This is a genomic window from Pseudomonas sp. CAM1A (assembly GCF_047501685.1).
GTDB lineage: Bacteria > Pseudomonadota > Gammaproteobacteria > Pseudomonadales > Pseudomonadaceae > Aquipseudomonas.
Map to the genome: position 1 here is coordinate 25,958 of NZ_JBFNXP010000001.1, position 13,495 is coordinate 39,452.

At 65.0% G+C, this 13,495-nt stretch carries 12 protein-coding genes; 6 read left to right on the plus strand and 6 right to left on the minus strand.

Going from position 1 to position 13,495, the window contains the following annotated elements:
* Positions 1-36: 36 nt before the first annotated feature.
* The gene (locus tag ABZO33_RS00120; protein WP_414534387.1) at positions 37-1,473 is read left to right on the plus strand and encodes a TolC family outer membrane protein; all 1,437 of its coding nucleotides are present in this window, start codon (positions 37-39) and stop codon (positions 1,471-1,473) included.
* A gap of 135 nt (positions 1,474-1,608) precedes the next feature.
* Here the strand turns inward: ABZO33_RS00120 and waaA are convergent, their stop codons facing one another.
* Both waaA and ABZO33_RS00130 read right to left on the minus strand, forming a co-directional pair.
* Positions 1,609-2,880, minus strand: a complete 1,272-nt coding sequence (gene waaA, locus ABZO33_RS00125; protein ID WP_414534388.1) for a lipid IV(A) 3-deoxy-D-manno-octulosonic acid transferase — start codon at positions 2,878-2,880, stop codon at positions 1,609-1,611.
* Positions 2,881-2,918: 38 nt separating this feature from the next.
* Positions 2,919-3,809 (minus strand): LysR family transcriptional regulator, encoded by an 891-nt coding sequence (locus ABZO33_RS00130; RefSeq protein ID WP_414534389.1) that lies wholly within the window; start codon positions 3,807-3,809, stop codon positions 2,919-2,921.
* Positions 3,810-3,899: 90 nt separating this feature from the next.
* Here ABZO33_RS00130 and ABZO33_RS00135 point away from each other — a divergent pair, with 90 nt between their 5' ends.
* The 4 genes from ABZO33_RS00135 (at position 3,900) to ABZO33_RS00150 (ending at position 7,360) form a co-directional block, all read left to right on the plus strand.
* The gene (locus ABZO33_RS00135; RefSeq protein ID WP_023632892.1) at positions 3,900-4,232 is read left to right on the plus strand and encodes a DMT family transporter; all 333 of its coding nucleotides are present in this window, start codon (positions 3,900-3,902) and stop codon (positions 4,230-4,232) included.
* A 137-nt stretch (positions 4,233-4,369) separates the two neighbouring features.
* Positions 4,370-5,545, plus strand: a complete 1,176-nt coding sequence (locus tag ABZO33_RS00140) for an NAD(P)/FAD-dependent oxidoreductase (protein ID WP_414534390.1) — start codon at positions 4,370-4,372, stop codon at positions 5,543-5,545.
* Entirely contained in the window at positions 5,542-6,354 is an 813-nt protein-coding gene (locus tag ABZO33_RS00145; RefSeq protein WP_414534391.1) for an aldo/keto reductase, read from the plus strand. Before ABZO33_RS00140 ends, ABZO33_RS00145 begins: the two co-directional genes overlap by 4 nt.
* 37 nt (positions 6,355-6,391) lie before the next feature.
* A complete protein-coding gene (locus ABZO33_RS00150) occupies positions 6,392-7,360 on the plus strand; it encodes a metal ABC transporter ATPase (protein WP_414534392.1) in 969 nt (322 codons plus the stop codon).
* Between the two features lie 63 nt (positions 7,361-7,423).
* On the opposite strand, the gene hldE is transcribed toward ABZO33_RS00150, so the two are convergent.
* The gene (gene hldE / locus ABZO33_RS00155; RefSeq protein WP_414534393.1) at positions 7,424-8,845 is read right to left on the minus strand and encodes a bifunctional D-glycero-beta-D-manno-heptose-7-phosphate kinase/D-glycero-beta-D-manno-heptose 1-phosphate adenylyltransferase HldE; all 1,422 of its coding nucleotides are present in this window, start codon (positions 8,843-8,845) and stop codon (positions 7,424-7,426) included.
* A gap of 131 nt (positions 8,846-8,976) precedes the next feature.
* The gene (gene msbA, locus ABZO33_RS00160; RefSeq protein WP_414534394.1) at positions 8,977-10,779 is read right to left on the minus strand and encodes a lipid A export permease/ATP-binding protein MsbA; all 1,803 of its coding nucleotides are present in this window, start codon (positions 10,777-10,779) and stop codon (positions 8,977-8,979) included.
* A gap of 110 nt (positions 10,780-10,889) precedes the next feature.
* On the opposite strand from msbA, the gene ABZO33_RS00165 reads away from it, so the two are divergent.
* Positions 10,890-11,528, plus strand: a complete 639-nt coding sequence (locus tag ABZO33_RS00165) for a phosphotransferase (RefSeq protein WP_414534395.1) — start codon at positions 10,890-10,892, stop codon at positions 11,526-11,528.
* Between the two features lie 36 nt (positions 11,529-11,564).
* Here ABZO33_RS00165 and ABZO33_RS00170 read toward each other — a convergent pair whose 3' ends face one another.
* Positions 11,565-12,722, minus strand: coding sequence for an O-antigen ligase domain-containing protein (locus tag ABZO33_RS00170; protein WP_414534396.1), 1,158 nt, complete (start codon positions 12,720-12,722; stop codon positions 11,565-11,567).
* Positions 12,715-13,482: a glycosyltransferase family 2 protein gene (locus tag ABZO33_RS00175; protein ID WP_414534397.1), complete on the minus strand. Its 768-nt coding sequence runs from the start codon at positions 13,480-13,482 to the stop codon at positions 12,715-12,717. Before ABZO33_RS00175 ends, ABZO33_RS00170 begins: the two co-directional genes overlap by 8 nt.
* Positions 13,483-13,495 lie beyond the last annotated feature (13 nt).

Below are 13,495 nucleotides of genomic sequence, written 5' to 3' on the forward strand. Positions count from 1 at the left end.
AAGTACAGTAAATAAAATTTGATCAAGGATTGCCCTATGCTGCGCAAACTCTCACTGGCAATTGCCGTGTCTTGTGCGTCCCAAGGAGTGGCCTGGGCAGTGGATACGCCCACGACGGTGAAGACCGACCTGGTCAGCGTCTATCAGGAAGCGGTGGACAACAACGCCGACCTGGCCGCCGCCCGCGCCGACTACGGCGCCCGCCGCGAGGTGGTGCCCCAGGCCCGCGCCGGCTTGCTGCCCAACCTTTCGGCCGGTGCCGAGATGATGAACACCCGCACCAAGCTCGATGAACCGTCAGTCACCTCCAACCGCAGCGGCAACGCCTGGAGCGCCACCCTGGCGCAGCCGATCTTCCGCGCCGACCGCTGGTTCCAGCTGCAGGCTGCCGAGGCGGTCAACGAGCAGGCCGCGCTGGAACTCTCGGCCACCGAGCAGAACCTGATCCTGCAGAGCGCCGAGAATTACTTCGCGGTATTGCGCGCCCAGGACAACCTGGCCTCGACCAAAGCCGAGGAATCGGCTTTCAAGCGCCAGCTCGATCAGTCCAATGAGCGCTTCGACGTCGGCCTTTCGGACAAGACCGACGTGCTCCAGTCCCAGGCCAGCTACGACACCGCCCGGGCCAACCGGATCATCGCCGAACGCCAGGTGCAGGATGCCTTCGAGGCGCTGATCACCCTGACCAACCGCCAGTACAGCGCTATCCAGGGCGTGGTCCATACCCTGCCGGTACAAGTGCCAACACCCAACGACGCCAAGGTCTGGGTCGAGACCGCCGGGCGACAGAACCTCAATCTCCTGGCGACCAACCACGCGGTGGCGGCAGCCGAGGAAACCGTGCGCCAGCGCAAGGCCGGCCATGCGCCAACCCTGGATGCCGTGGCCAAGTACCAGAAGGGCGACAACGACAACCTCGGGTTCACCAATTCACAGCTGCAACCGAACGTGCGCTATGGCGGTGACGTAGAGCAGACCAGCGTCGGCCTGCAGCTGAACATCCCGATCTACAGCGGCGGCCTGACCAGCTCCCAGGTGCGCGAGGCCTACGCCCGCCTGACCCAGAGCGAGCAGCAGCGCGAAAGCCTGCGTCGCCAGGTGGTGGAGAACACCCGCAATCTGCACCGCGCGGTGAACACCGATGTGGAGCAGGTACAGGCACGCAAGCAGTCGATCATCTCCAACCAGAGCGCGCTGGAAGCCACCGAGATCGGCTACCAGGTCGGCACCCGCAATATCGTCGACGTGCTCGACGCGCAGCGCCAGCTGTACACCTCGGTGCGCGACTACAACAACAGCCGCTATGACTACATCCTCGACAACCTGCGCCTGAAACAGGCGGCCGGCACCCTGAGCCCGCAGGACCTGCAGGACCTGGGGCGCTACTTGAAGGCCGACTACAACCCGGACAAGGATTTCCTGCCACCGGACCTGGCGGCGGCGGCGGCGAAAAACTTCGAACGCAGGCCTTGAAGGTCATAGACCACCTGTAGGTATGGGCTTCGTGGGAGCGGGCTTGTCCCGCGATAGGGCCCGATCAGGCAGTGATACTGCCTGGTCCGGCCCTATCGCGGGACAAGCCTGCTCCCAAGGATTACTACAAGGTCATCAGTTCAGAAGTCGCCCCAACCCATCGAGCAACCGCTGCAACGCCCCCTGGTTGGCCTGCATCACCGCCCTGCCCGCCTCACCCATGCGCCGCGCATCCTGCGGTAGCTCGACCAAGCGGCGCACCGCCGCGGCCAGCCCTTCGGCATCGTCCACCTGCTGCAACGCTCCCGCCTCGCGCAGCATCGCGCTGATCTCGAGGAAATTGAACACATGCGGCCCCATCAGCACTGGCAGCGCCAGCGCCGCCGGCTCCAACGGGTTGTGCCCGCCCGTGGGGACCAGGCTGCCACCGACGAAGGCGATATCGGCCAGGGCGTACAGGAACAGCAATTCACCCATGGTGTCGCCCAGCAGCACCTGGGTCTGCGCCGTCACGGCATCGCCTGTCGAACGACGCACCGTGGAGAACTGGCCGGCGCACAGTTCATGTACCGCCGCGAAACGCTCGGGATGGCGCGGCACCAGCAGCAACAGTGCATCGCTGTGTACGCTCAGCAGCTGCCGGTGGGCTTCGAGGATCAACCCATCCTCGCCATCATGGGTACTGGCGGCGATCCAGATCGGGCGCTCGCTGGCCCCCCACTGCTCGCGCAACTGTCGGGCGCTAGGCATCAACTGGTCGTCGACCTTCAGGTCGAATTTGATCGAGCCGGTCACCTGCACGCACGCCTGGCGCGCACCGAGCGAGCGGAAACGCTCGGCCTCGGTTTCGGTCTGTACCGCGATCAGGCTCATCTCCTCGAGCATCGGCCGGGTCAGGCCGGCGAAACGCGCATAGCCTCGGGCCGAGCGTTCGGACAGCCGCGCATTGGCCAACGCCACCGGAATACCGCGCCTGGCGCACTGGTGGATATGGTTGGGCCACAGCTCGGTTTCCATGATGATGCCCAGGCGCGGGCGCACATGGTCGAGAAAACGCCCCGCCGCCCATGGCAGGTCGTACGGCAGGTAGCAGTGCTGCACCCGTGGCTCACCGTCGAACAGCGCACGGATGCGCTCGGAGCCGGTTGGGGTCATGCAGGTCAGCGTGATCGGCAGGTCCGGGTACTGCTTGAGCAGCGCCCGCACCAATGGCGCCGCGGCGATGCTCTCGCCCACCGAGACCGCATGCACCCAGATACCGCCCTGGCGCATGGGTGGCAAGCCACAAGCGAAGCGCTCGGCGATCCGCGCACGGTAGGCAGGCGCCTTGCGCCCGCGCAAGAACAGGCGCAGCGCGACCAGCGGCAGGCCCAGATGGAAAAGCAGGGTATAGAGGGTTCTGTTCATGGCGGCGGAGTTTACTAGGAACTGGATGAAAAGGCCTGTCAGCCAATGGCCCTCAGGTGCACGGCGAAGCGCTCGGCCAGCCACTGCGCCGCAGGGCCCAAGGGCTCGTCACGGCGCCAGGCCAGTTCCGCCACCAGCGCCGGCGGGCGCCACTCACTGTCCAGTTCGACCATCTGAGTCTGGTAGGTGGGGTACTGCACCACATGCCGCGGCAGCCAGGCCCAGCCCAGGCCACGCATCAGCAACTCGGCCATGGCGTAGAAACTGTCGGCGCGCCAGACCTGCGGGCTAATCGCCTCGCCGCCGGGGTAGCCGCTCTGCTGCGGCGTGATCAATAACTGGCGGTGGCGAGCCAGTTGCTGTCGGCTGACCTTGGCCAGGTGTGCCAGCGGGTGATCGATGGCGCACACCGTGACCATCTCGACGCTGCCCAGGGCCCGTCTCTCCAGCGAGGCGGGAATGCTTTCGTGGTGGAAGAACAACCCCAGGTCGGCGCGCCGCTCCACCAGCTTGCGCGCCACATCGCCCTGGGCACCGCTGGCCAGTTGCACCTCCAGGTAGGGATAGCGCGCTGCCAACTCGTCGAGGCTGTCGATCACCGGCTGGTAGGGCATGGCTTCGTCCTGGGCCACCCGCAGCAGCGCTTCCTGGCCACGCATCAGCGCCAGCGCCCGACCGTCCAGACGCTCGCACTGGCGCAACAGCTCGCGAGCGTCCTCCAGCAGCGCGGCGCCGCTTTCGGTCAGGCGTGGCTGGCGGCCGCTGCTGCGTTCGAACAGCGTCACGCCCAGGTCCGTCTCGAGCAGGGCGATGGCATTGCTCACCGCCGACTGCGCCTTGTGCTGCTCGCGGGCCACGGCGGAAAACGAACGCAGCTCCGCCGCGCGCACGAAGAGGCGCAACTGTTCCAGGTTCCAGTGCTCGGTCATCACCAGCCTATCTCCATAGCAGATAGGTAATGACTTTACCGCATTCGGAGATCCTCTAGAATGCCCATCCAGCACCGGAGGACCCGCACCATGAACGCCTATACCTATCTCGCCATCGCCATCTGCGCCGAAGTCATCGCCACTGCCTCCATGAAGGCGGTCAAGGGCCTGAGCACGCCACTGCCGCTGCTGCTGATGGTGTGCGGCTACGGCGTGGCGTTCTGGATGCTGACCCTGGTGGTGCGCAGCATTCCGGTGGGGATCGCCTATGCGATCTGGTCGGGGCTGGGGATCGTGTTGATCAGCGTCGCGGCCCTGGTGATCTACGGTCAGAAGCTGGATGTGCCGGCGATGCTGGGCATGGCCATGATCGTCGGCGGGGTGGTGGTGATCCAGGTGTTTTCCAATACTGCCGGGCACTGAGCACAGAACGGGGCGTGGGAGCGGGCTTGCCCCGCGATAGGGCCGCATGGGTATCGCGGGGCAAGCCCGCTCCCACGGTCCTCTCCCCGGTTACAGCCTGTATACTGCGCACCTGTCCCAGTTTTCGAGGTGCCCGCATGCCATCCGCCATTACCACTGACGTGCTGATCGTCGGCGCCGGGGTCGCAGGCCTCTGGCTCAATGCCCGACTGCGCCGCCTGGGTTACTCGACAGTACTGGTGGAACGCGCCAGCCTCGGTGGCGAGCAGACCATCAAGTCGCAAGGCATCATCCACGGCGGCACCAAGTACGCCCTGCACGGGGCACTGACCGGCGCCTCCGAGGCCATCGCCGACATGCCGCGGCGCTGGCGCGAAGCGTTGGCCGGCAACGGCGAGCTGGACCTGAGCGGCACCCGCCTGCTGTCCGAGGCCCATTACCTCTGGTCCCCCGGCACCCTGGCCGGCAACCTCACCAGTTTCTTCGCCAGCAAGGCCGTGCGTGGCCGGGTCGACCAGGTCAAGGGCGAGCAGCTGCCGCCGGCCCTGCAGGATCGCGCCTTCAAGGGCAAGGTCTACCGCCTGGCCGAACTGGTCATCGACGTGCCCAGCCTGCTGGCCAACCTCGCGCAACTGGCGGGTGACAGCCTGCTGGCCGGCGAGCGAATCGAACCGCTGCGCGACGGCGAAGAGCTGGCCGGCCTGGTGGTCGATGGCCGCGAGATCCGCGCCCAGCGCATCGTCCTCAGCGCCGGCGGAGGCACCGAAGGCCTGCTGCACGCTCTGGGGCTGGACCAGCCGGCCATGCAACGCCGCCCGCTGCACATGGTCCTGGCCAAGGGGCCCAACCTCAAGCCCCTGTATGCCCACTGCCTGGGCGGTGGCCCCAAGCCACGCATCACCGTGACCACCCACCCGGCCGCCGATGGCCAATGGGTATGGTACCTGGGTGGCGATATCGCCGAGGCCGACGGCGTTGCCCGCGAGCCCGAGGCGCAGATCGCCGCGGCGCAGAAGGAGGTCGCCAGCCTGTTGCCTTGGGTCGATCAAAGCCTGGTCCGCTGGGCCACCCTGCGCGTCGATCGCGCCGAGCCCGCGCAATCGGGCCTGGTACGCCCGGACAACGCCTTCCTTGCCGACCAGCAGCGCCTGCTGGTCGGCTGGCCGACCAAGCTGGCCCTGGCGCCGGACTTCGCCGATCGCGTGCTGGCCAACTTCGAGCGCGATGGCATCCGCCCGGCGAGCCAGCCGGMCCTTGCCGACCTGCCGCGCCCGCCGCTGGCGCTGCCAGCCTGGGAGCAACTGCTGCCATGAGCTTGCCGACCCTGCACGATCACCACCGCCCCTTGGGCAGTACCGGCCTGCGCGTATCGCCGCTGGGCCTGGGCACGGTCAAGCTTGGCCGCGACCAAGGCGTGAAGTACCCCAACGGCTTCACCATCCCCGATGACCAGGCCGCGCGCCTGCTACTCGCCCAAGCCCGCGAGCTGGGCATCAACCTGATCGACACCGCCCCGGCCTATGGCCGCAGCGAGGAGCGTCTCGGCCCGTTGCTGCGCGGCCAGCGCGAGCAGTGGGTCATCGTCAGCAAGGTCGGCGAAGAGTTCGAGGACGGCCAGTCGCACTTCGACTTCAGCGCCGCCCATACCCGTCGCTCGGTCGAGCGCAGCCTCAAGCGCCTGGAAACCGACCGTATCGAACTGGTGCTGGTGCACTCCGATGGCAACGACCTGGCGATCCTCGAGCAGGAGGCGGTGTACGAAACCCTCGCCGCGCTCAAGCGCGAAGGCAAGATCCTCGGCTACGGTTTCTCCGGCAAGACCGCCGCGGGTGGCCTGAAGGCCTTGGAACAAGGTGATTGCGCCATGGTCACCTACAATCTCAACGAGCAGGCGGAGCGGCCTGTGCTCGACTACGCTGCCGAGCACGGCAAGGCCATCCTGGTGAAGAAGGCCCTGGCCAGCGGCCATATCTGCCTGGCCCCGGGGGTCGACCCGGTGCAGGCCAGTTTCGAGTTGCTGTTCGCCCATCCCGGCGTGTGCAGTGCCATCGTCGGCACCATCAACCCGGTACACCTGGCCCACAACGTGGCCACCGTCGCCCGCATCCTGGGCCGGCCCTGAGCCGCCCGGGCGGGGGCCCAACGCAAGGAGGAGCCTCGTGCCGCGTACGCTGATCCGCAAGAATCCGAGCAACTTCAAGACACTGCCGCTGCACGTCGAAGCCACGCCCGATGGCCTGACCTACCAGAGCATCGGCATGCCGCTGAACTTCGCCCAGACCCTGCAGCGGCGCAAGGCCATCCAGGTCGCCAACCCCGAACACTTCGTGGCGGAGCTGGCCAACCTCGGCGTGTCGGTGCGCCTCACCCTGAACTGGCAAGGCCGCGACTACTGGGTGCTGGTGCGCCAACGCCGCCAGGACCGTGGCGATGTGGTGCTCAAGCTGATTTCCGGCTATGTCCCGGCCCACGAGCTGAACCTGCCGCTGCACACGGCGATCCAGGAAGTGGCCGAGGAGTGCCTGCTGGAAACCCCCGAGGGCTGGCTTGGCGGGCGTTTCAACGACACCTGGCTGCCAGCGCCCTATGCCGCTGCCCTGCACTATCGCGAGGCCGTACCGTTCGTGCTCTCACCCGAGTCCGGCGCCGCCCGCCCGGTGCATTGCGCCCGGCTGACCCTGCTGGAGCGGCCACGGGCCTACGTACACCTGCCCACCGCATCGTTGCAGCTGATCTACGACCTGCGCCTGCAGGTGCCCAAGGAAGCCAAGTCACTGAGCCTGTTCCATGTCGATGAACGACTCGAGGGTGACCAACTGGTGGCGCGACTCGACCGCAAAAGACCAGACCTTTACTTGATGCCGTTGAAGGACGGCCAACCGATGGCAGAGCTCTATACCCTGAAGAAGGACCAACTGCTGCCGGCGAGCACACGCGGCCTATGGCTGGCTGAAAGCTTTGCACCACAGGTAGGCTGGGTGGTTCGGGAAGAGCGGGTACGCTGGAGGGATTGGTTGAAGCAACAAGGCCTGGCCGAGCACAAACGCGAACCGGCTTCGCACCTGGAGCGCTTCAGTGACAAGGCAAGGGCGTTGCTGGAGCGGGCGCGGGACACGCTGCACAAATGAACGCGGGGCCAGCCCGCCCCACCAACATCGTGGGAGCGGGCTGGCCCCGCGATTGCAACTGATTCAGTGCTTGCGGATCTTCTCGACGATCGCCGTGGTAGAGCTGTTCTCCACCAGGCCGAGCACCTTCACCGTGCCGCCGTAGGCCTTGACGATATCGGCACCGACCACCTGGTCGATACCGTAGTCACCGCCTTTGACCAGCACATCCGGCTTGACCTGGCGCAGCAGGTTCTCGGGAGTGTCCTCAGGGAAGCTGATAACCCAGTCCACCGCACCGAGCCCGGCCAGCACGGCCATGCGCCGATCGACGCTGTTGATCGGACGGCCCGGCCCTTTCAGGCGGCTGACCGAAGCATCGTCGTTGATGGCAACGATCAGGCGGTCGCCCTGGGCACGGGCCTGCTCCAGGTAGGTCACGTGGCCCGCATGCAGGATATCGAAGCAACCATTGGTGAAGACGATGCTCTCGTTGTGCGCACGGGCATCATCGATGGCCAGCAGCAACTGCTCCAACCCCAGCACGCCGCGCTCGGAGCCTTCTTCACGCTGGATCGCCCGGCGCAGTTCGGGTGCGCTGATAGCGGCGGTACCCAGCTTGCCGACGACGATGCCGGCGGCCAGGTTGGCCAGGGCGACCGCGTGCGGCAGGTCTTCGCCTGCGGCAATGGCGGCGGCAAGCGTCGAAATCACTGTATCGCCGGCACCGGTGACATCGAACACCTCACGGGCACGGGCCGGCAGGTGCAGCGCCGGGTGGCCAATGCGCAGCAAGGTCATGCCATGCTCGCCACGGGTCACCAGCAACGCGCCCAAGTCCAGTTCCTCGAGCAGCTTCAGGCCCTTGGCCACCAGCTCGGCTTCGTCGGCGCAACGGCCGACGATGGTCTCGAACTCGCTGAGGTTCGGGGTGATCAGGCTGGCGCCGCGGTAGATCGAGAAATCCTTGCCCTTGGGGTCGGCCAGCACCGGGATGCCCTTGGCGCGGGCAGCCTGGATCAGCGACTGGTGGTTCTTCAGCGCGCCCTTGCCGTAGTCGGACAGCACCAGCACCTTGACCCCTTCGAGCAAGGTATCCACTTCCGCCCCCAGCGACAGCGGGTCGGTAGCGAAGGGCTCTTCGAAATCGATGCGCAGCAACTGCTGGTGGCGGCTCATGACCCGCAGCTTGACGATGGTCGGCTGATGGGCGATGCGCTGGAAGATCGAGCGCACGCCCGCCGCCTGCAGGCTGTTGGCCAGGCTGTCGGCGGCTTCGTCCTGGCCAGTGACGCCAACCAGCGCGGCTGGGGCACCGAGGGCGGCGATGTTCAAGGCCACGTTGGCGGCGCCGCCAGGGCGGTCCTCGATCTGATCGACCTTGACCACCGGCACCGGCGCTTCAGGCGAGATACGCGAAGTACCGCCATGCCAGTAGCGGTCGAGCATGACATCGCCGACCACCAATACCGGGGCTTGATCGAAACGCGGCATGGACAACTTCATGGGCAACCCATCATTGGAAAAGTGAACAGGGGCAGGATATTAGCACAGGGTTGCGCAGGGCTTTACGGCCAACCGCGGCAATGCTGTATCGATTGACTGGCGGGGCCGCGAAGGCCCCACCCTACGGCCGATCAGGTGATATCGGCCTTTTCCGCTTCGTCCAGGCCCATGGCGTGCAGGCGGGCATAATGGCCATTGGCCTGGAGCAGCTCGGCGTGGGTGCCACGCTCCACCAGACGGCCCTGGTCCATGACCAGGATCAGGTCGGCCTTCTCGATGGTCGACAGGCGGTGGGCGATCACCAGGGTGGTGCGACCTTCCATCACGTGGTCCAGCGCCGCCTGGATGTGGCGCTCGGACTCGGTATCCAGGGCCGAGGTCGCCTCGTCGAGGATCAGCAGCGGCGCGTTTTTCAGTAGCGCCCGCGCAATCGCCAGACGCTGGCGCTGACCGCCGGAAAGCAGCACGCCGTTCTCGCCGACTTCGGTATCGAAGCCCTTGGGCAACTGGTCGACGAACTCTTTGGCATAGGCATCGGCGGCGGCGGCCTCGATATCCGCCCGCGGCGCGCCGGCCAGATCGCCGTAGGCGATGTTGTTGGCCACGGTGTCGTTGAACAGGGTGACATGCTGGGTCACCTGGGAAACATGGCGGCGCAGGTTGCGCAGGCGGTATTCCTCGATCTCCACGCCGTCGAGCAGGATCTGCCCTTCCGTGTGGTGGTAGAACCGCGGGATCAGTGCCGCCAGCGTCGACTTGCCACTGCCCGAGCGCCCTACCAGGGCGATCATCTGCCCGGGCTCGGCGGTGAAGCTGATATCGCTGAGCACCTGACGCTCGGTACCCGGATAGGTGAAGCTGAGTTTGCGCACCTCCAGGCGCCCCTCGACCCGATCCTTCTCGATGGTGCCGTTGTCGACTTCGGGCTTCTCGTCCAGTTGCTCGAAGATGCTCTCGGCGCCGGCAAGGCCCTTCTGGATGGTCGAGCTGACTTCGGACAGCTGGCGAATCGGCTTGGGCAGCAGGCCTGCCGCGGTGATGTAGGCCACCAGGTCACCCGCCGAAGCCTCGCCGCGCAGGAACAGCACCAGGAACATCAGCGCCGCCATGGCGGTATAGATCACCAGCTGCAGCATTGGCGTGTACAGCGCGCCGGTCTTGGTCATGCGCAGCTGCTTGTCGGTGTTGCTCTGGCTGGCGGCGCCAAAACGGCGCTCCTCGTAGCTTTCGCCACCGAAGCTGCGCACCACGCGGTAACCCTGGATGGTCTCGGAGGCCACGTGGGTGACGTCGCCCATTGCCACCTGGATTTTCTTGCTCTGCTTGCGGAATTTCTTGCTGGCGGTGCTCACCATTACCGCGATCAGCGGCAGGATCGCCACCATCACCAGGGTCAGCTGCCAGTTCATCCACAGCAGGTAGGCGAACAGGAACACCACCGTCAGGCCCTCACGGATGACCACCTTGATGGCATCGGTGGCGGCGCCGGTGACCATGGTCACGTTGAAGGTGATGCGCGAGATCAGGTGCCCGGAGTTGTGGTTGTCGAAATAGCGGTTGGGCAGCACCAGCAGCTTGTTGAACAACTCGACCCGCAGGTCGTGCACCAGGCACAACGACACCTTGGACAAATAGTAGTTGCCCAGGAACGAGCCCAGGCCCTGCCAGGCAGCAATCAGGATGATCAGCAGCGGCACCGCCTGCAGCAACTGCAGGTCACGCAGGTAAGGCACGTTGGGGAACAACACCGCCTGGGGGTTGCTCAGGCCGTCGACGAAGTACTTGAGGATCCCGGCCAGCATCGGTTGGGTCGAGGCGAAGATCACGAAACCGACGATGCTCAGCAGGAAGATGCCGATGTAAGGTTTGACGTAGCCCAGCAGGCGCAGGTAGATCTTCAGGCTCGCAGGCGAAGACGATTCGGGAACTGTCATGAGAATCCGTCGGGTCAAAAAGAGTCGGGATTATAACACACGCGGTGTCTCGCACCGCCCGCTGCAGGTAAGATAGGCGGCTGTCCCGAACCCATGGCCCTGGAGGCTAGATGCACGCACTTGACCACGCCCGCTACCTTGCCCTGCGCGAGGGCGCTCATGTCCTCGAAGCCGACGGCACTGGCGACAAGGTCCTGCGCCTGCGCGACGGCACGATGTTCAAGCTGTTCCGGCGCAAGCGCCTGATCAGCTCGGCGGCCTGGTATCCCTATGCCCGACGCTTCGCCGACAACTGCAAGGCCCTGGCCGCGCGCGGCATCCCCTGCCCACAGGTCAAGGCGGTCTACCGTATTGCCGAGATCGCCCGCGATGCCGTGCATTACGACCCGCTCCCAGGGCATACGCTGCGTCAACTACTGGAACAACCCGGCGAGCATCCCGAGCTGCGCGACCAGCTCGGGCAGTTCATCGCGACCCTGCACGAGGCAGGCGTGTACTTCCGCTCCGCGCATCTGGGCAACGTGGTACTGACGCCCGAAGGCAAGCTGGGGTTGATCGATGTCGCCGACCTGCGCATGTACCGCAAGCCACTGCGCCGATCACAACGCCAGCGCAACTTCCGTCACATGCTGCGGTATCGGCAAGATCGGGAATGGTTGCTGGGTGACCGCGACAACCTGTTCATCGAGGCCTACCTGGCCAGCCAGCAGGTCTGCCGTCGCCAGGACCTGGCCAGCGCACTGGCCTGAACGAAGATGGCCGCCCGGAGGCGGCCATCTTCATCATCAGCGCAAGCGTCGCTGCTGCAACCCACGGCCCAGCACCATGGCTGCCGGCAGCAGGACCAGCGGCCACAACTCGTCAGGGTTGCCGACCAACTTGCTGCCATCGAAGTTGAGCATCACCAGGGCACAGGCCAGGTACATGCCCCAAGGGTCACGAAGGCGCAACGCCTGCACCAGGGTCATCGCCACAATGACCAGGAACAGGACCAGCGAGACTCCACCGGTATAGAGGCCCAGCGCAACGAAGATATTGTGTGGATGCTGGATCGGCATGAAGCCGCTCAGCAGCTTGTCGGTATGGAACTCGACACCGCAGCCAATCATCCAGCCACAGTTCTGCCACTCACCGACCATCACGTGGAACAACTCGCCGCGATAGGAGTCACCACGCTCGAACAGCGAATGGAACCAGGCCATGTCCTTTACCAACCAGAGGGCGATGCCTCCAAGTACCGCAAACACCAACATCCAGCTCCCGGCCACACGCGGGAAGCGCCACAACGCCCAGCACGCCCAGGCGGCAAACAGGAAGGCAGCGCCGACCATGGCGGTACGCGTCTGCAGGACGAAGGTGATCGCCACCACCGACAGCGCCACCGCGGCAAACGCTTCGATCCAGCGACGACGGTGCAACCATCCCGGCATTGCCAATGCCAACGCACAGAGCAGCCATATACTGGTGTAGATCACGTTCTGCATGCGCGCGGGCATCAGACTGACCCGCTCACCCAAGGCATATATGCCAGTCAGGTAAGCGAAAGCCGAATAGCCGAAGATGTACAGGCAGATGACCCAGAACAGCGCACGGGCGAACACCTCCGAGCGGAAGAAGCCCTGATTCGTCAGCCCTGCCACAGCGAACACAAAGAGCGCAACATAAGCGATGTGCTTGTAGAACTGCCCATCGCCAGCAATCGCCGCAGGCACCAGGAACCAAAGCAGGAACAGCAGCCACGCCAGGCCAAGCTTGTCGCTGAACAGTCCCGCACCGCGCTCCTTGACCAGGAACACCAGGCCAGGCAGCGCAATGAACGCGTAGAAAATGTTGTTGGTCCATTTCGATGAGGCCATCAGCACGAAGCTGGCCAGGAACACGATCAACGCCGCGCTGAAATAGCGCCGACTCGTGCGGTTATCGCTAGCAATCCCTTCAAACATCCTTCACCACCCATCCAAGCAATAGTCCAATAAACAACACGCCCAGCAGGCGGATGCGATCCATGCGCTTGCGTCGAGCCTTCTTGATCTTTTCTTCCGGCATTTCCACATGCTCACCGAACCCGGTGTGCAGCACCGCGTCGTTCTCGAGGATCAGCGCGTAGCGGTCGCGCTCGGCGTAGAGGCGCGACAGGCTCTTCTCGCCCGAATGCGCGGCGTACGGCGCATGCGCCTGGTAGTCGGCGAGCCTGCGCAGGCCCGGGTTGAAGGAAAAGCCCTGCCACTCCGCCTTGTTCGAACCCAGCTTGTGGAAGGGGATACCCTGCAGCACTTGGCGCGCCTCCAGGAACACGTAGGGACTGTGCACCTGCAAGTCATGGTTGAAACTGCGCAGCCAGACCTGCAAGGCTTGCGGGTCGGCTTCGAGCAAGGCCTGGGACTCCTCGACGAAACCCGGGCGATAGAACGCCCAGTCATCCTCGCAGTGGAACACCCAGAACGTCTTGACCTGCGAGTAGGCAGCATCCACCGAACGCAACTGCCCGAGTTTGGGATTGTTGACGATGAAGGTGGTGTGCTCGCGCCAGTGCTCGGGAATGCAGTCGCGTACCGCTTCGTCACCGGAGTCCTCGGTGATGAACACTTCGCGGATGGGCGCCGTGTTGTAGAGATCGAAACTCTCGAGCGTGCGCTTGAGCAGTTCGAAACGACCACAGCTGGTCACCACCAGTGTGATCTCGCTGTTTTCACTGAAGACCATGGCTTCCTCGATG